The 18,122-nt window shown below is 42.1% G+C and carries 15 protein-coding genes; 5 read left to right on the forward strand and 10 right to left on the reverse strand.

Going from position 1 to position 18,122, the window contains the following annotated elements; translation table 11 throughout:
- Positions 1-14 precede the first annotated feature (14 nt).
- From ACGTN9_RS14305 to ACGTN9_RS14320, 4 genes are all read right to left on the reverse strand, one after another.
- Positions 15-1,646, reverse strand: coding sequence for a hypothetical protein (locus ACGTN9_RS14305; protein ID WP_499593895.1), 1,632 nt, complete (start codon positions 1,644-1,646; stop codon positions 15-17).
- Positions 1,647-1,877: 231 nt separating this feature from the next.
- Positions 1,878-3,053 carry an anti-sigma-I factor RsgI family protein gene (locus ACGTN9_RS14310; protein WP_499593897.1) on the reverse strand — a complete coding sequence of 392 codons (1,176 nt, stop codon included), beginning with the start codon at positions 3,051-3,053 and terminating at the stop codon, positions 1,878-1,880.
- Positions 3,050-3,790 carry an RNA polymerase sigma factor SigI gene (sigI, locus tag ACGTN9_RS14315; RefSeq protein WP_499593899.1) on the reverse strand — a complete coding sequence of 247 codons (741 nt, stop codon included), beginning with the start codon at positions 3,788-3,790 and terminating at the stop codon, positions 3,050-3,052. Before sigI ends, ACGTN9_RS14310 begins: the two co-directional genes overlap by 4 nt.
- Positions 3,791-4,110: 320 nt before the next feature.
- Positions 4,111-4,896, reverse strand: coding sequence for a PRC-barrel domain-containing protein (locus tag ACGTN9_RS14320; RefSeq protein WP_499593901.1), 786 nt, complete (start codon positions 4,894-4,896; stop codon positions 4,111-4,113).
- A gap of 155 nt (positions 4,897-5,051) precedes the next feature.
- Between ACGTN9_RS14320 and ACGTN9_RS14325 the strand changes: the two genes are divergently transcribed.
- Positions 5,052-5,672, forward strand: a complete 621-nt coding sequence (locus ACGTN9_RS14325; protein WP_499593903.1) for a flavodoxin family protein — start codon at positions 5,052-5,054, stop codon at positions 5,670-5,672.
- Positions 5,673-5,774: 102 nt separating this feature from the next.
- On the opposite strand, the gene ACGTN9_RS14330 is transcribed toward ACGTN9_RS14325, so the two are convergent.
- The 5 genes from ACGTN9_RS14330 to ACGTN9_RS14350 all read right to left on the reverse strand — a co-directional run bounded on the left by ACGTN9_RS14330 (position 5,775) and on the right by ACGTN9_RS14350 (position 12,589).
- The gene (locus ACGTN9_RS14330) at positions 5,775-5,927 is read right to left on the reverse strand and encodes a hypothetical protein (protein WP_499593905.1); all 153 of its coding nucleotides are present in this window, start codon (positions 5,925-5,927) and stop codon (positions 5,775-5,777) included.
- A gap of 531 nt (positions 5,928-6,458) precedes the next feature.
- Positions 6,459-7,268 carry a S1C family serine protease gene (locus ACGTN9_RS14335; protein ID WP_499593907.1) on the reverse strand — a complete coding sequence of 270 codons (810 nt, stop codon included), beginning with the start codon at positions 7,266-7,268 and terminating at the stop codon, positions 6,459-6,461.
- 33 nt (positions 7,269-7,301) lie between these two features.
- Positions 7,302-9,329, reverse strand: coding sequence for an ABC transporter ATP-binding protein (locus ACGTN9_RS14340; protein ID WP_499593909.1), 2,028 nt, complete (start codon positions 9,327-9,329; stop codon positions 7,302-7,304).
- The gene (locus ACGTN9_RS14345) at positions 9,329-11,077 is read right to left on the reverse strand and encodes an ABC transporter ATP-binding protein (protein WP_499593911.1); all 1,749 of its coding nucleotides are present in this window, start codon (positions 11,075-11,077) and stop codon (positions 9,329-9,331) included. Before ACGTN9_RS14345 ends, ACGTN9_RS14340 begins: the two co-directional genes overlap by 1 nt.
- Before the next feature lie 492 nt (positions 11,078-11,569).
- Positions 11,570-12,589 carry a TIGR00341 family protein gene (locus ACGTN9_RS14350; protein ID WP_499593913.1) on the reverse strand — a complete coding sequence of 340 codons (1,020 nt, stop codon included), beginning with the start codon at positions 12,587-12,589 and terminating at the stop codon, positions 11,570-11,572.
- Between the two features lie 109 nt (positions 12,590-12,698).
- Here ACGTN9_RS14350 and ACGTN9_RS14355 point away from each other — a divergent pair, with 109 nt between their 5' ends.
- On the forward strand, positions 12,699-13,259 hold the full coding sequence (locus ACGTN9_RS14355; RefSeq protein ID WP_499593915.1) for a beta-class carbonic anhydrase: 561 nt from the start codon (positions 12,699-12,701) through the stop codon (positions 13,257-13,259).
- A gap of 102 nt (positions 13,260-13,361) precedes the next feature.
- Here the strand turns inward: ACGTN9_RS14355 and ku are convergent, their stop codons facing one another.
- Positions 13,362-14,252, reverse strand: a complete 891-nt coding sequence (gene ku / locus ACGTN9_RS14360; protein ID WP_499593917.1) for a non-homologous end joining protein Ku — start codon at positions 14,250-14,252, stop codon at positions 13,362-13,364.
- A gap of 96 nt (positions 14,253-14,348) precedes the next feature.
- Here ku and ligD point away from each other — a divergent pair, with 96 nt between their 5' ends.
- From ligD to ACGTN9_RS14375, 3 genes are all read left to right on the forward strand, one after another.
- Entirely contained in the window at positions 14,349-16,154 is a 1,806-nt protein-coding gene (gene ligD / locus ACGTN9_RS14365; RefSeq protein WP_499593919.1) for a DNA ligase D, read from the forward strand.
- 245 nt (positions 16,155-16,399) lie between these two features.
- Positions 16,400-16,957 carry a CotY/CotZ family spore coat protein gene (locus tag ACGTN9_RS14370; protein ID WP_499593921.1) on the forward strand — a complete coding sequence of 186 codons (558 nt, stop codon included), beginning with the start codon at positions 16,400-16,402 and terminating at the stop codon, positions 16,955-16,957.
- Positions 16,958-17,264: 307 nt separating this feature from the next.
- A complete protein-coding gene (locus ACGTN9_RS14375; RefSeq protein WP_499593923.1) occupies positions 17,265-17,933 on the forward strand; it encodes a hypothetical protein in 669 nt (222 codons plus the stop codon).
- Positions 17,934-18,122 lie beyond the last annotated feature (189 nt).

Genomic DNA, 18,122 nt, shown 5'->3' on the forward strand with positions numbered 1-18,122 from the left:
GAACATTTACACCATTAAAAGGCGCCCAGGCCTCCCAGGTTTCCGAACATATTTTGATAATAGCTTTGAAGATTCATTTGAACTTCCATCATAATTTCTTCCATTTCCTGATCGGAAGTTTCCATGACATTAACTGTTTCACTATCATCAAGTGAAGGGAATTGCAGGTCATTTGTGAATTCTGTATCTGTATCGATATGGAATTCCACCATCCCGCTTATCGGTCCCGTCATCGGATCCTCCATCGCGAACTCGACGCCAAGGTCCATCTTTTGATTAGCAGCAGACCCATCTACTTCTGTTTCGGTATTGAAATAACCACCGATTTCAGGAACAGGTCCTCCTGCAAACATGGCACCTTCCATCTTCACATCGAACGTCATCTCTGTCGTATTGTCCTTTATCACAGAAGAAAGATTGGCTCCGATACTAGAAGGTCCCCCTGCGTCTTCCATCTTAAGAGAAATATTGTGATCGAAATGAAGATCTTCTCCACTTTTCTTTCCTTTTTCTTCAAATGTGAACGCCATAGCACCTTCATCGGTAGAAGGTACGACATTCATCTCCACCGTAGAAGTATAAGTATCCTCATCTTCTTCGGAATAACCCGTATGAATAGCAAATGCTGCTGTTTCATCTGCTTCTTTATGACTGACTTTGAAATTGATATCTCGATAAGCGACAATGTCTCCATCAAGGTAAGCTTCCAGCTTGAATCCATCAGGCAGCTCCAGGTTATCCACTTCTTTTTCCAATTCCTCGACAGAAGCCTTGCCATCCTTGATATTACCAGCTGCCATATTCATGTTCATCTGTGCCTCTACCATCTCCCAAATGCGATCATCATTCTTCAATTTTTCAAGCATGACTTTCAAGATCTCTTTCGTTTCGTCTTCAGAGAGGGTAAGGGTCACTTTATCGAACTTGCTGCCTTCATAGGCTACCCCATTTTCCATCTCGAACTGCTCTTTATCCAATTCTTTAATTAAAGTGGTTACATAATCTTCTGCAATTTCATCCAATTCATCACGTGTCAGGGTCGCGGATTGGTAATCAGCCAGATTGGGCAGTTCTTCCATCCCAGCAGCTTCTTCTCCGTTCTTCCGTAAAAATTCACCGAATTGATCATTTGGCAAAGTGAAATAGCTTTCGTACAAAAATGGTACTTTCAACGCGGCATTAGATTCATTTTGATATAATTCTGCATTTCCTAAGCTTTGTCCTTGCAATAACAGATCAAATGCCAGGAACGTTTCCTTTGTACCAGGATCCAGCCTCTGTTCTGTCTCGATTTTTGATGACGAAACCATTCCTTTGATCATCGGAAGCATCGCACCAAACGATTGTGCTCCATCCTCGAGGTTAAAATCAGCAGTAATGGTCGAGTTACTACGGAATGCGTTCCCCATCATCTTCTCTTCCAATTGTTCCATCTGGTCTGATTGACTATCCATGAACGTCATTTGCTTTTCTATCGTATTCTGCTCAGCGGTCAAATAACGTGTCATCGGATTTTTGTCCTTTAGCATCCCGAAAGCTGTCGCACCGATGCCAGCAACGATCACTACCGTCAAAACAATAAATACCCAGCTTTTCATGCTGCCTTTTCCCTTGCCTGCACCATTTCTTCTTTGGTTGTCACTCATAGTTCTCCCCCTGATTCTGCTCATAATTTTTGTCACTATAGTCTTACGACCTCACCTGCTGAAAGTTTCATATAAGTTCTAAATTTTACAAAAAGATACCAGTATATTAGTATACTATTTTCTCAGAAAAATAGATAGATGCATTAGCTCGTCCTCTATTATATTTATTCTGAAGTTCCTTCATACATGCAAAAAACCGTGAGACTCCAAGAGCACTCACGGCTGATAACATCACTTTTTATTTTCTTTTTTTGCCTGTCCCGGTGGATCGGCTTTCTGCTTTTTGGAGCTATTACCTTTGTTTTGCTTGCCATTTTTTTTTGTTTCCTTTTTTGTTTTACCGGGAGGATTATCCTTTTTATGTTTATCTGCACGCGAAGGAGAATAGTCATTCTCCTTCTTCTTTTGACCAGGTGCTTGCTGCTTTTTCTCTTTCACCTTGTCCGGAGGACCATTCCCTTTCGATGGGTTTTCTTTTTTGTTGGATGATTCTTTATCCAGCCCTTTTCCCTTGTCTGGGTGTGCGTCTTTCTTCTTCACAGGAGTTTCCTTTTCCTGCTGTTTTTTATGGCCGGAAGATGGATCTGTCACTTTTTCAATTTTAGAACCCTTATTTTTTGTTGTATCCTTGTCTTTTGATTGTACCGGCTTGTTGTCTTGTTCTTTATTATAAAAAGATTGAATAACGTCCTTATCTTTCCCATCAACCTGAACTTGATCAGATGATTTACCGGTATTTGCCGAGGAGGAATCAGACAATGTTTCAGCCATATATTGATTCACCGTTTGTTTGTTTTCTTTCGCCTTATCTCTGACCGTTTCAGGCACGACGAATGCTGCCACTGTCAAAGCCGCTGCGTGTTTACTCACATATGATTCAATCTCTTCGGTAAAATCACTTGCGATGTCATCTTTCAGATAACTAACACCCACCAGTACACTATCAAGATCATTCATCAGTCCTTTTTGTTCACTGAATTCAATGATTTGCAGGATCACGTCCCCTGCTGGCTGATGCTTCCAATCTGCAAGATCTTTAATAAGCTCTCTTGCTTCGTCGTTATAGGGGGTTATATCCAGTACTTCCCGGTCCTCATTAATTTCCATTTCGATGCTTGGATTAATGTCGACATTAACATAAGCATAGGCCTGGTTACTGTCATACCAGGAATAAAGCGGGAATAACGCTATTAACAATGCTGTTACCATAGCAATGATTTTTAATCGTGCCTGCTGTTTCTTCCACTGGAATAGCGCTGCTAACCCAGTTTTCTCCGGCAGAAGTTCGAAACCAGTCTCCATTCCAACTTCCACATCGTTCAATGGTTTTGCTTTATGAAGGGTACCGAATTCGGTAAGTACAATGGTATAGCCACGGTGGTGTTCCATGACAATCCCTTTTCTCACAACCCCACCCCCTTAATATAGTCTTGGAGGTACACATATTCTTCACTTAAGATGATGACCATCGCTAAAATGAATTTACGATTCCGTTCCAGCGTTTTTTTACTGACATCAACACGATCGACAAGATCCTTGATTGGCAGTCTGCCTTTTTTCAATACTTTTTCCCTCAATGCATCATCCTCATATATCAGCCTCGCTACCCGTATTGCTGACTCACGGGCATCACGATGCTGGGGTGAAACATCGGTAAGTTCCTTGAAAGAAAGCTTGTACTGCATCAATTTCATTTGGAAATCTTTGATTTCTTCTCGTCTGTACCATGCCTCTGTCTGACGTTCATATTGCTCTTTAGCCGCTGTGATTTCCGATGGGTTTTCCATCTGTTCATCATTTTCATAGTCCTCATCGAGGGAAGCAGCCATCAAATGGCGCTGCTCATTCCGGATAAAATCGATCACCTTACGCTTGATGACAAGCCGCGCAAAGGATAGGAACGAGCTTCCTCTGGAGGAAGAAAAGGAATCGATCGCTTCATTAAAAGCCATTAAGCCAATACTGAATTCATCATCTTTGTTTTGGTCAATGTACCGTTTACATACTTCAGAAACATTTTTGGCGATAAAAGGTTGATATTGCTTCAAAAGGTGATTACGAATGTCTTCGTCTCCCGATTGTGCTAATGTCACTTGCTCATTAAGGGAGGTGTCAGTTTTCTTGTGAAACAGACTCCTGATCAACCTTTACCACCTCCAGCTATTAAGTAATTTCGAGAAAGTCTTTAATTTTATGGGTGTTATTATTAAAAAACTTTTCAATTATGTTACAAATATGTTTCAACCAACCTTATTTCTGAAGTATAACCTAACTATATTAAGGGGAGCTATGATTTTTAAATATTCAACGTGACTATCTTATCGAATTATGGAATCAGTATCTAGCACAGGTTGTTTACATTTTATTAAATGATGATTTCAAAAGATAGTACCTATTACCTCTAGACAATTATACGGTAAGAAAAAAGCCCCACCAAATGGCAGGGCTTTTCAATATTTGTTTATTACTTCCAATAAGGTTCTTTACGATACTTTCTGTAAACCTCTTCCTCCAGCTCTTCTGTAACTTGCTGTTCCTTTTTATAATTCGGACCGTCTTCTATTGTTTCCAGCTTCAAGTCAATATAGAAATCGTTGTCGACCCAATCTACAGACTGCAGCCAGTCCGGAGAAATCAATACACTTTCATTTGTGGACCACTCACTGGTATCTACGATGAAATATCTTATTCTCCATGTTTCATCATCAATCAGTATATCTTTGATATAACCGATCTTTCCATTATCCCCATGTACAACCGCATGTTGGAACTCACCTTTAATGTTTTCGATACTCCGTAGCTTATGGTTGCTTCCGTGGACATTATCATTGATCGGCGGCTTTTCCGTCCTTGCTGGCTCAGCGGTTCTTACTGGCTCTTCCATAGGGTCAAGCGGTGTAAGATATCCGCCCCAGAGAAACTCTCCACTCCAATATTGTTTCCACCCAAAGGTATCCGATAATTCAACTTCTTTATCATAGGAAAATTCCTGCTTTTCCTCGAGAGTTGCATTGTCTCTGATATCCTCTTTCTTATTCTTAACGTGTATGACTTTTTCTTCGGTTTTTACCGTCTCCATTCCGGATGGGGAGACTACCACTTTCTTACCCGGAAGCCACTTTCTTGTGTCAGCCACTAAATAGCGAATCGCCCATTTATTATCATCAAAATATAAATCTTTCAACTTCCCGAGTTCTCCATCTACAGCCTGGATATTATATGTTTCTAACGTGCTTGCTAGGTATAGCATGTTTATCACTCCTTTAGTCAGACTGCTTATTTATAAGTATTTTCCCGTCACAGAAAAAGGTAAAACAAAAAGCTGGTAAGTTTTCAGCTTGGGTTTATCGGTATGAAAGAACAGGTATAAACACAGTAGGAAAGCTGACGAAAGGAGGGAACAAGTTGAAAGCTGTACTCTTGAATACAACATTGAAACGAGGAACAGACGCAAGTGAAACAGAACAGCTGCTTCACGAGGCAACCAAAATATTACAAAAAGAACAGATCGATACCAACCGAATCCACTTAAGAGATTTTCATATTTCTTTCGGGATTACAGACCGTCTAGACGGCGATGATGATTGGCCGTTTATATTTAATAAAATTAAAGAAGCTGACATTGTGATCATCGGCACCCCGATTTCTATGGGGGAAAAAAGCAGTATCGCCAGTTTGATACTGGAACGACTTCAAGGTTATCAAGAGTTAAAAAATCAAAAGGGGCAATCTCTTTTTTATAATAAAGTCGGTGGTGTGGTAGTAGCTGGCGCCAAAGAGGACGGAGGCCGCACTGCGGCCCAGTCAATATTCTACCAGCTCTCTATGATAGGATTTACTATCCCTCCTCACGCACACGCGACGTATGAAGGGAGAATAGATCCCCGCCAAGATGAAGCCGTAGATATATCAAGAGATGATAAAGCACTGAACAATATTGAAAGAATGACTTATAATTTGATTCATTTTGCTGAACTCTTCAAGTTTCATCCCATTCCTACCCTTGGAAATGTCCTGGAATCGTAATTTTATAACTCTTCCCCTTTTCGATAAAAAAATGCTCTCTGGCTGAGAGATGTAATCAAGTCGAGTATAAAGCCACAAAGGTTTTATACTCGACTTTTCTTTCTAACCTAGAGGAGCTGTTAAAGTTTGTTGTTGATTATCACGAATCGCTTGTCGGTGGATGCTTGCCGCGGGCACGGCCTCAGCTAACTTGGTCAAGAAGATCACTTGACCAAGTGGATCTTCGGCTAGCGCTGTTCCCGCAGGCGTCACCACCGAACGCTCATCGTGGAATCAACAGTGTTGAACCTAAGAAGAGTGATTTTCTTTGATTTAAATAGAAAGTCCCTCTTTTTCTTATATCAGAAAAGTGAGGAACTTTATGTTAGACCAGCAATTGTCCATGAATTTGAGTTCTTGCGATGGCGTTTTTCACGAAATCAGAAGAATAGTGGTCTGCATGAAAACTAAATTCCACACAGACTACTTTTTAATTCAAACGACTTTCACCTTTCTCCTATCGAAGGGTCCGTTTATTACAAATCTAGCTGGATGGGAAGGGAAACAGCGAGACTCCCGCGGGAGAAGGGGCTAGGCGAGATCCCACAGGACGAAGCCCGAGGAAGCTTGCCAGGTCCCCCGCAGGAAAGCGAGTCGTTTCCCAAACCATCCTATTTCTCTCATGACAACGGACCTAGTATCTCGAAACTGAGTTTACAAGTTAGTGAGCTTTAATTTAAAACCCTCAGTGCATATGCACTGAGGGTTTTAAGGTCTGTATACTGAATAAGCGAAATTTCAGGAAAACTAAGGATACTTATTATGAAAATAATCAATCGGAACGGCGAGGCCAACCCTTCCATGCTCTTCATGTTTTAATGTAGCAAACACGACGCCGATCACTTCACTTTCTTCATTAATGACCGGACTTCCACTGTTACCTTTATAAATAGGCGCATCCAACATCATGACCGGCTGATTCCAACTTTCCAGCTTTGTGTAATCGATGATCGTCCCCTGGTTAGCAATTCCTGTAAACCTCAATGGGTTGCCGATAAAATAAAAGTGTTCTTCCGATTCAAACTTCGTCTCTTCAGCCAGGTCAAGATGGGGGAGCGATTCTCCTTCCACCTTAAGGACGGCCAGATCGACGTCAGGAAAAGCTGCTTCCACTTCCGCATGAAACAAACCTTCCTCCGGGAATGCGACCGAGATCCGTTTTTCATCTTCAATCACATGATGATTCGTTATAATCGTCCCATCCCCTGTGATCGCAAATCCAGTTCCTTTGCTTTGGCCTGCTTTTACTACGACAACCGCTTCTTGATAATCATCAATGACAGGATTGGTAGACAGCTTTGCAGAAGTAACCAAAAAATCGATGGCAGGTATCGAATAAGTCTGAGGGATGACTGCCGCTAAATTCAATACCATAACGATAGCGACAAGCCAGAACGCCCACTTAGGGAAGGGACGTTTCGACTCCTCTTTTTCTGCCTGGGCACGAGCGATCGCCTTTCTTTTTTCTTCCTGGACGAGCTCATACATTTCCTCATCATCAATTTCTTCATATAAGTCTTCATCAATGATATCCTGTTTTCGGTCATCTCTCTCCATGATGCCGCCACCTCATTAACAAAATCAGCGAGCCTACATCGCGGTCGCTTTCAATCTCCCCTGCTGCATTTGATACATCTGATAATATAGACCTTTTTCAGAAATCAATTGCGCATGGGTTCCCTTTTCCATCATTGTACCATGATGTAACACAAAAATTTGGTCAGCTTGCTGAATTGTAGACAACCGGTGAGCGATTACTAACGTCGTTCGCCCTTCTTTAAGGACTTGGAGTGCATCCTGAATCAGCTTTTCAGTCTCGGTGTCGATATTAGCCGTCGCCTCATCAAGAATAAGAATCGCAGGGTCGAAAGCAAGTGCCCTCGCAAAAGAAATCAACTGCCTCTCTCCCATTGAAAGGGAACTCCCTTTCTCTTTGACCGGTTCATCATATTGATTCGGCAGCTTTTCAACAAACCGGTCTGCTCCTACCGCTTTCAAGGCATCAATCGCCATTTCCCGGGAAATATTCGGGTCATTCATCGTTACATTCGACAAAATAGTTCCAGTGAAAATGAATGGATCCTGAAGGACGATTCCCATATGACTGCGCACCTGCTGTCTGGACCATTCTTTCGTGTCTTTACCATCAATAGTTATCCTGCCTTTTTGCGGGTCGTAAAATCGGAAGAGAAGATTCATGATTGAGCTCTTTCCTGATCCTGTATGCCCCACAAATGCAGCTGTCTGACCAGCTTTTACTTCAAAATCAATATCTTTGAGAATATAATCATCTTTTTCATAAGCAAACGATACGTGGTCAAACCGTACATTTCCGTGATAACGAGGAACTTTGGCATCCTTGACGTTTTCGCCATCTTCTTCCATCAATTCAAATACACGTCCTGCCGCTACCCGCGCTTGCTCCAGTTGTGGCAGTTGATTGACCAGGTCATTGACAGGCTGGAACAAACGCGTCAAGTAATCAACAAACGCATAAAGTACTCCCACGGTGATAACACCCTCCGCACCCATCGACTGAGAACCGAAATACCAGATAAACGCAACAAAAGCGAAATTGCGTAATACATTGACAAGGTTATGTGACGTCAAAGCGCTTAAGCGGATTAACTTTCGTTGATACGTGAAATGTTTTTGATTCAAAGCTTCGAATTCCTTAGATGTCTGCTTTTGCTTTCGGAAGGCCTGAATGATTGACATTCCGTGAATCGCTTCATTAATATTCCCGTTCATATCGCTTACAGTAGAACGGACTACCTTGTTATATTTACCGCCATAATATTTGTACACACGCATCCATACCGCTATGATTGGCAATAGCAGCAAACAAAGCATTGCTAACTTTAGGTCGAGCAAAAACAAGGCGATATAAATGCCAGTCATATAAACGATACTTGTAACAAAAGTAGCTAATACCCTTACATAAAGCTCACGTATCGCTTCGGTGTCATTGGTCACCCTGGCAACTACTTTTCCTGCTGGCTGATTGATGAAATAATTAATCGGCAGCCGCTGGATATGCCCGAACACGTCTTTCCTCATCCGTTGAATGATTCGGTTGGATGTTTTTTGTAACAAAAATGTGTTAACAAATTGAAAAACAGCTGCGACCAAAAGCAATCCAATATACAAACCTAACAGCCTGTATATCGCCGGGCGCTCTGGAGCGAAAAAACTGTATAACTCCTGTAATGACAACTTTTCTGCGTTTGCTGCGACTTCGCCATCAGGCGTATCGATTATCAGCGTATCGCCTTCGATTTGCCTTTTTCCGGTGGTTGGGACCGCCTGGTCTACAAAATAGTAGCTGGTACCCACTTGCAGCACTGTTGTCCTATCACCTGTTTCTTCTGTTCCGTCTAACCGGTCTTCTCTTTTATAAAAATCACCCTGATAGGAGGCAGTATATTCGTCCTTATTCTCCACCTGATACCATGTCGATTCGATGCCGACGACATGATTATCGATCAGACGTTTCGCTATGAAAGGGCCGGTCAATTCAAGTGCTACCGCAACGACCAGGCAAAGCAGTCCAATAGTAATTTGTTTCCGGAATTTCCAAGCATACTGAAATAATTGTTTTTCCGTTGAACGTTTCATTATGATACTGCCCCCTTCTCATCAAGCTGCTGCATTTTATACTGAGCCTGATACCAGCCGTCAGTCTCCATCAATTGATCGTGGGTCCCTTCTTCGACAATCCTTCCGTCTTCCAAAACGATAATATGATCTGCGTGTGTGACAGCTGACAGCCTATGCGCAGCAATCAAGGTCGTTTTTCCTGTTCGTTCCTGCTTCAAATGCTGGATGATATTCGCTTCTGTTTTTCCATCGACTGCTGACATGGCATCATCTAAAATCAATATCTCAGGATCCATGATGAACGCTCTGGCAATCGCTACGCGCTGCTTTTGCCCGCCTGATAACGTGACACCGCTCTCTCCGACCTTTGTATCCAGTCCTTCTGAAAGATTTTTGATATCATCAATGAAATGAGCAAGCTCCATAACACGGTAAATTTCTTCATCACTGGCATTTTCTTTGCCGAACTGGATATTTTCCCGCACGGTCTTTGAAAACAATACTTGATCCTGAGGAACGTATCCGATCCAGGAACGCGTCTTTTCAAGTGCAAAATTCGTGATAGGAATACCTGAAATCGTCAATGCTCCTGACATTCCAGGATACTCTCTGAGCAATTGCCGGAATAGTGTAGTTTTACCTGCTCCTGTTTTTCCGACAACACCGATGGTCTGCCCGCTTTCGATTTTCAAATCAATCTCCTGCAGCCTGGGCAGATCGGTGCCTGGATAAGTGAAGGACACTTTTTCAAACACGATGGTGCCTGGCTTCTCCAAAACTTCCGGCTGTTCCGGATCTTTTACATCTGCTTTATAATCCAGTGTTTCATTGACGCGGTCCAAAGAAGCGTTCCCCCGCTGCATGACATTGATCAGCTCACCTACTGCAAACATCGGCCAGATCAACATACCGAGGTAAACGTTGAATGAAACTAATTCCCCAAGGGTCATTACATTTTGGAACACAAGTGAGGTCCCGTATCCGAGCCCGATCGTATATGAAATACCAACCAATATGGTGATTGTCGGCTCAAACATCGCGTCTACTTTAGCGACTTCCACATTTTTATGGTAGACATCTTCCGTCATGGTTTTGAAACGTTCTTCATCCTGCTTTTCCTGAACAAAGGCTCGGATTACTCTTACTCCTTTGACTGATTCGAGGACATCATCATTCATATCACCAAAGGCTTTCTGGGCTTCCATGAAACGTTCGTGGATAACTTTACCGTACCGATTCATGACGAACGCCATAATCGGCAGTGGCAGCAAAGCAGCCAAGGTAAGCTTCCAGCTGATTGTGAATCCCATGACTGCAATCAGCAGCAACATGAAAATCGTGGAATCGACTAAGGTTAATATTCCAAAGCCCGCAGTCATATTCAACGCCTTTAAATCATTAGTGGCCCTTGCCATCAAATCACCGGTCCTAAATTTACCGAAAAAACCTGGTGTCATTTTCAAAAAATGATTCATCAATTTGGAGCGCATCGTCTGCTCCATCATGATTGCCCCGCCGAATAACGTGTAATCCCATAGAAATGAAATCGTATAACTTGCTATGATCAAACCGCCATAAATCAACAGAATTTCCAGGAGACGGTCGGATGTAAGAGCGTTGAATTGAATATCATCGATTGCCATCCCCACCAATTTTGGTGGAATGATATCAACCACACTAGCAATTATTAAAGCAATAATTGCAAAGGTATATCGTTTCCAATGTAATTTAAAAAACCATCCTAATTTACTGAATACACCAAACATAATCTACTCACTTCCCTTCCGCGATTCTTGCTATCCACTGTCTTTCCAATCTTCAATTACTTGCTTCAAACGCTTACAAATTTCCATCGTTACTCCTCCTTCAAAACTTTATTTCTATATCAAGCAGCCAAAATAAAACTGCCTAATAACCACAAAAGGGCATACGCTCGTGACGTATGCCCTGAATACATTATTAAAACCTGGCTGATCGCCAAGGCCTAATGAAAGTATAAAAAAGCCACGAAGCTATTCGTGGCCTATTTCCCCTATGTTCAAATAAAATTAATCAAACCCCTGCCATTGCTCAGGAATCAACCGGCCACGCGAGATATGAAGTTGTATGTAGAGCGGCTTGCACGTATACTACTAGTTGCTTAATCATTGTCGTGGCCTCCTTTAATCTTAATGATTATATATTATATAGTTTTCAAAAAATTTAATCAACACAATAGATGGAACTTTTTTGCAAAATATTTCGACAGCACTCTCGTTTTAGATTCCTTGTCCAAATAAAATTGTCAGTGCTAAAACAAACACAAGCAAAGCAATAAATACAATCGACAATGGCCGGGATACATTCGCTTTCTGTACCTCTTCCCATCTGACAGGGCGAATGCCCGCAATGGAGAAAATAGTGACGGCAGCTAATAATATCGAAGAAATATTAAGCATCAGCAATACGAAGGCACCAAAAGCGTTTGTCCAAAGTGCCCCGCCAAGCGATATTCCCAACGCAACCGTGGGCGGAAGCAATGCGACTGCTACCATAACTCCGACCAGGTTACCAGATAGCCGGTTTAAAAATGCGAGCGCGCCAGCAGCACCTGATGCAATCCCCAGAAAAATATCGGAAATAGCTACCTCGGTACGATCCCAGTATTGGTCGGTTTTCAAACCAACATCAAACATGGATCCCAGTCCAACAGAAATGACGATGACAATTATAACACCAAAGATAGAAGCTTGAAACGCCTTCCAGAGTCTTTTGTAGTCCCCAAGAATCGAAGCAAAAGCTATGGCAATTACAGGTCCGATCATCGGAGCAATCACCATAGCGCCGATGACGACTGCTTCACTGTCTTTGATGAATCCTACTGTTGCCACAATTGCTGATAAAATAATCATCATTGTATAATTGAGCGTGATGTTGCTGCTTTTTTCTACGTTATTAATCAATTCATGCCGGCTTGCCCGAAGCAGTAATGCCTCCTTTTCTTCTTCCTCTTGCTTCTCCTCTTCTTCCGTCTCATCCGCTTTGTTGACGGTGTCTTTTGAAAAGTATGCCCGGACGGGAAGCAGCATCGTTTCAAACCCATCAACCACACCTGCTACTCCTTCCAGATAATCCAGTACATCCTCCACATCTTTGGTAGATACTAAAATACGGACTAACTTACGCTCCTCGGATTCATTTGACACCCAGAGCGATTGCGAATCGAATTCTTCCAATTTGTCATAGATCGATTCAAATCGTTTATTGGGAATATAAACTTCTACCAACTGCATTTCCATAAGTGTTGTCTCCTTATAATGACGCAGTGTCTATTCTAATTACATCAAAACACCTGCAAAAATGAAGAATTTTCGTTAAAATAAAACTAATCTTGTTAGGAGGGATTACATGTACTTGGATGAAATATTAGAATATAACCGTACTTTTGTAGAAGAAAAGCAATACTTAGAATACCAGACGGACAAATTCCCCCATAAGAAACTTGTCGTGTTAAGCTGTATGGATACCAGGCTGGTAGAATTGCTTCCCAGGGCACTGAATGTTAAAAATGGGGATGTAAAAATGGTCAAAAACGCCGGTGCTGTCATAACTCACCCATTTGGCAGTGTCATGCGCAGCCTGCTTGTCGCCATTTATGAACTGAAGGCTGACGAAATCATCGTAGTTGGCCATCATGATTGCGGCATGAAGCATTTTGACGGTGAAAATATGATGGCTAAAATGAAAGACCAGGGAGTCACGGAAGAAACCTTTGATACACTCTCTTATGCCGGCGTTGACGTGAAAGATTGGCTGCAAGGTTTCGAGCGTGTTGAGGACTCTGTCCAGAACAGTGTCGATATGATTCGCAATCATCCTTTGCTTCCAGAAAGCACCCCCGTCCATGGACTTGTTATTGATCCAGAGACAGGGAAGCTTGATCTAGTGACAAAGGGATACCAGGAATGATTAACAGAAAGCTGTCCATATATGGGCAGCTTTTATTTTTACCGGAAACTGTCATTTTTGTGGCAAAAACTCATTCGTCCAGAAAAGCAAGTTACAACTGTACTATGCATTCTTTTTTGTTTTGCTTTTCGATGAAGAGGTTTTCTTTGAAGTACTTTTATTCGCAGTACTGCTTTTCTTAGTCGTTGATTTTTTCTTGGTTGTTTTTCCACCGCTTTTATTTGCTTTATCGAGTGATGCCTGCAGAGCATCCATCAAGTTGGTCACATTATCAGGCGCTTTCTTTTCTTTGGCAGTCGCAATATGTTTTTCTCCGTTTTTCTTTTCCTCAATAAGTTCCAGCAATGCATTGCGATAATCATCCTGGTACTTCTCTGGATCGAACTCCGAGGTCAATTGATCAATCAGCATTTTTGCCGTATCCAACTCTTTCTTGACGGTTTCCCCTTTTTCAGGCACATTCGGTACATCTACGGTGGCACGGACTTCATCTGGATAATGTATCGTTTCCATTACAAGTGTGTTCTGGTAAACACGGATGACAGCCAGCTGCTCTTTAGCGCGTATCAGAATTTTAGCGACACCAATTTTGCCCGTGTCCTGCAGTGCTTCCCGCAACAGGACATATGCCTTCGAACCGCCTTCATTCGGAGATAAAAAGTAACTTTTTTCAAAATAGATCGGATCGATTTCTTCCAGGCTGACAAAATCAACAATCTCAACCGCTTTATCGGTATTTTCCTTTTTCAATTCTTCCATTTCTTCTTCATCGATCAAGACGAATTTATTCTTCGCATATTCGTACCCTTTGACGATTTCATTTTGTTCTACTTCTCGTTCACATACCGGACAAACCTTTTCATATTTGATTGGGGATTGGCATTCTTTATGAAGCTGGCGCATCTTAACATCTTTATTTTCTGTCGCGGCATGCAATTTCACCGGGATGTTGACCAGACCGAAACTGATTGTCCCTTTCCACATCGTGTGCATTTCGTCACCTTCTTTTTCATTAGTTTGAGCATCCAGCGAAGATTTATGTTTAGCTTTTTATTTGATTGCCAAACTAACGCTATAGGTGGTGTCGTTATGAAGTATAAAACCATGCAGCCAGTACTTGCCGCTGAATTGCCAGATGGTAAAAATTGGGTTTACGAAGTGAAATACGATGGCTTTCGATGTTTCGTCAAGTGGGAGAATGGCAATGTCGAATTAATCAGCCGTAATGGAAAATCTTTGACGAAGCAATTTCCCGAGGTGGTGGAATTTTTTTACGAGCAATCCGAACAATTAGAGGATTATCTGCCACTAGTTCTGGATGGTGAGTTGACCGTTTTGAATACCTTGTATCAGAGTGACTTTTATACCTTGCAGACACGCTCACGCATGAGCAATAAAGCGCGTATTCAACATCAAGCAGAACAAAGGCCAGCTCACTTCCTCGTCTTTGATATCGTGGAGTGGAAAGGGAAAAAATTGACCTCCGCTTATACTTCACGAAAAAAGCAGCTCGCGCAATTGTTCAAGCTCCTTGACCTCCCGCTTGCCATTCAGTTTACCGTGCCGCTTGGTTATGTCGAGGCTGTTAAAAGAAAGTCAGAGATCCAGCAACGTGTCGATGACCATCTGGCTGAAGGCGTGGTGGCGAAACTCACCTCTGCACTCTATGAGGAAGGTAAAAATGAAAAATGGAAAAAAATCAAGAACTGGCTGACAATCACCGGTATAGTGACTGGCTACCAAAAGCAAAACGCTTATTTTGATTTATCTGTTTATGATGAAAACGATTCTCTTCTGACAATAGGTAAATGCAAGCATGGTCTGAATCAAAACGATAAGGAAACATTGATTAAGGCAGTAAAAGAGCGGGGCACCAAACGTGGCGATTATTTCCAGGTCCCTCCTGCAATTTGTATGGACATCCATTGCCTTGGTTTTCATGGCAACGAATTGAGAGAGCCTGTTTTTGCTGCATTCCGTTTGGACATGGCACCGGAAGCTTGCACCATTTCCCGGTTGGACTGGCAGTTAGGTATGCCACCTGATGAAGTTTCCTATACGAACCTGGATAAACATTTATATCCGGAACTGGAACTCTCCAAAGCAGAGCTGATTAGTTATTTGCGGAGAATCTACCCATATATGAAACCTTTTTTGGATGACAGAAAATTGACCGTCATCCGTTATCCTGATGGAATAAATAAGGAAGCTTTTTTTCAAAAAAACCTGCCTGCCTATGCCCCGGATATATTTGTCAAGAACGAGGAAGGAAGCCAATTCATCTCTCACGCCGCCCAGGTTGCCTGGTTTGGTAATCAGGCAGCAATTGAATACCATGTTCCTTTTCAAAAACAAAACAGTGACTATCCAGCGGAGATTGTCTTTGATCTCGATCCCCCGGACGAAAATGGTTTTCATCTCGCTGTCCAGGCAGCAAAGCATCTTTATACGATTTTCCAGGAACTCCAGGTTCATGCTTTTGTGAAAACCTCAGGAGGCAAGGGGCTGCAAGTCTACCTGCCGCTTCCGGACAAGTCCTTAACCTATGATCAGACAAGCCGCTTCACAGAGGTAATCGCTAATACGCTGGTCGATTATCAACCAGACCTGTTTACCACAGAACGATTAAAGAAAAAGCGGAAAGAGAGGTTGTACGTCGATCATGTCCAGCATGCGCCTGGTAAAACAATCATCGCTCCTTATTCCCCGCGGGGAAATACTGCCGCAAGCGTTTCCACTCCGTTATATTGGGAAGAACTTGACTCATTAAAAGATCCAAAAATATTCACAATCCGTAACACCTTCCAGCGTTTGCGTGAAAAAGGATGTCCGTTCCGAGTAATGGAAGAAACCAAAAAAGTTCAGTCAATCGAAAATATTAAAAAATGGCTTTAGCCCTTCTGGAATCAGGCTTTTTCGTGGATCCTTTTCTCACCCCTTGCCTTACAGAAAAAATCTATTAACTAAAGCTTCTCCCTCTTAGGGGACGAGCTGTCAGAGTATTGCTTGTTTCACTGGACAAGCCTGCTATGGACAAACGTACATTTATTATGTTGATAGAGACAAACTCCCATGCACTCCTGTAGTCCCGACATATTCTATTAATACCTTCGGGCAAAACGAATCAAGGAGTGAAATGAATGAGTTGTAAATGTAAAAAAGACAACTGCGTGTGCAGAAAAGTAAGAAGAATCGCAGAAGTGCAAGACGAAGTCGCAAACAATGACTGTTGCAGAAGTGGATCTTGTGAAATGTCCATCAGGGACCTGGTATCCCCTACTGGTAACGGGAACGGCAACGATACGATTCCTTTTATGCTGCTGTGCGGCTGCGAAAATACCTTTGCCGGATTGCTTCCTTACTTCGCATGGGGAGTTCGTACCGAAAACGACTGCTTCGGGCCAGTGCCTTCCCCATTCTTCCGAGTGAAGAAGTTCAAAGACAATGATGATTGCTGTGCTATTTTGGAACTACTTTTCCCAAGTCTTTGTGACGAAGATCCATGTCTCTTACTTTTCGATGGATGGTTCAGCACGGGCATATGCGTTGAAGTGGACCTTAGCTGCTTCACAGGTATCACTTGCTTCCCGCCTACTTCTACCATGAGTGCTAACTCTGCACAAATGTCAGCAGGCCTGAAAGCAGTGAACGCGCTTCGCGCTGATAAGAATGCTATGCTTGGATTGGCAAAACAATAATAATCAGTTATTCCCCTTTCTGATTATAATATAAAACGACCTTATCCCGTTTAGATAAGGTCGTCTTTTTTATGTATTTTCCGTTAAGGCCTTCCAGCTTCTGTAGGCTGACCACCGCGCCCCCCTACCTTATGGCATGGCCGCATCAACAGTAATGTTACCGGACGCCCTCTCCTGTGACACGAAAAATACGTGGTATGAATGCATTGCAATTGAATTTATTTCTCCCGTCTTTCATAGATATGTAAAAGGGACAACACCCTCTGTTCCCAAACATCTCACTTTTCATAGACAGGTGGTGGTAATGATGGACTGGATAACTACTTTTTGGGAAGCAAATAGAAACAATATCATCGTGTCGTTTATAAGTGGTTTAGTGTTTTTTATTCTGGGACCAATTGGTTTATGGTTTTCTGGAAAGAAAGTAAAAAAAGAAAGAATCAATAAAGCGAAAGATACCTTGCTTGATATAATGGAAGGAATGTTAGTCAGCGAAGAAAAGGTTTCCCACAATAAATTAATCAAAATTTTTCGTTCAGTAGAAAGGGACCTTAATGTTGATTTAGAAGCCAATTATGATTTGGAAAACTTGTTCGGTGACCTTGTCCTCCGTTTCGAGAGAAGCAAACATTTGGATGCGACACAAAAGGACAACTACTTCGAAAAAATCGTCAATATGGAAACTGAGTTATCAACCGGCCAACACGGCAGCAGTAAAAACCAGAGTATCCCGAAAGCCTACTACAAAGTGTTAAATGAAATAAGAGAAGCCAATTCCAGGAATGAGCAGCAAACCATTGATAAATTATTAGATGAGCTCGAACATAAATTAAATAACAGGGATACTATGCTGGGATCGAACATGTTATTTCTCAGAAAACCGAAAATATTGCTGTTGACCCTGTTCGTATATATTCTGTTCCTGATCATCATTTTCACATTAATCTCCTTCGTTGATGGCAAACTGCCCATATAGCCAACAAACAAAGATTCGTCCAACTCCCCCCTTCTACCATTCCAACCTAACAGATATTCATGCATACCCCTGATTCATAACGGACCTGATAGAGACAGGCAAAAAGAAACATTATTAGAAAAGGCTTGTCGCCAAGCCCTTATAACGAAAGCCTGAGTGTTCCTTATACTTTAATCCTTTAACAAAGTT

The organism is Halobacillus sp. B23F22_5 (assembly GCF_043497085.1).
Lineage (GTDB): Bacteria > Bacillota > Bacilli > Bacillales > Halobacillaceae > Thalassobacillus.

What these genes read in the sequence shown, in the direction of transcription:
- ACGTN9_RS14305 (WP_499593895.1), bottom strand. Translation starts at nt 1,646, where the DNA reads ATGAGTGACAACCAAAGAAGAAATGGTGCAGGCAAGGGAAAAGGCAGC.
- ACGTN9_RS14320 (WP_499593901.1), bottom strand. Translation starts at nt 4,896, where the DNA reads ATGCTATACCTAGCAAGCACGTTAGAAACATATAATATCCAGGCTGTA.
- ACGTN9_RS14335 (WP_499593907.1), bottom strand. Translation starts at nt 7,268, where the DNA reads ATGGAGAGAGATGACCGAAAACAGGATATCATTGATGAAGACTTATAT.
- ACGTN9_RS14340 (WP_499593909.1), bottom strand. Translation starts at nt 9,329, where the DNA reads ATGAAACGTTCAACGGAAAAACAATTATTTCAGTATGCTTGGAAATTC.
- ACGTN9_RS14345 (WP_499593911.1), bottom strand. Translation starts at nt 11,077, where the DNA reads ATGTTTGGTGTATTCAGTAAATTAGGATGGTTTTTTAAATTACATTGG.
- ACGTN9_RS14350 (WP_499593913.1), bottom strand. Translation starts at nt 12,589, where the DNA reads ATGGAAATGCAGTTGGTAGAAGTTTATATTCCCAATAAACGATTTGAA.
- ACGTN9_RS14355 (WP_499593915.1), top strand. Translation starts at nt 12,699, where the DNA reads ATGTACTTGGATGAAATATTAGAATATAACCGTACTTTTGTAGAAGAA.
- ku (WP_499593917.1), bottom strand. Translation starts at nt 14,252, where the DNA reads ATGCACACGATGTGGAAAGGGACAATCAGTTTCGGTCTGGTCAACATC.
- ligD (WP_499593919.1), top strand. Translation starts at nt 14,349, where the DNA reads ATGAAGTATAAAACCATGCAGCCAGTACTTGCCGCTGAATTGCCAGAT.
- ACGTN9_RS14370 (WP_499593921.1), top strand. Translation starts at nt 16,400, where the DNA reads ATGAGTTGTAAATGTAAAAAAGACAACTGCGTGTGCAGAAAAGTAAGA.
- ACGTN9_RS14375 (WP_499593923.1), top strand. Translation starts at nt 17,265, where the DNA reads ATGGACTGGATAACTACTTTTTGGGAAGCAAATAGAAACAATATCATC.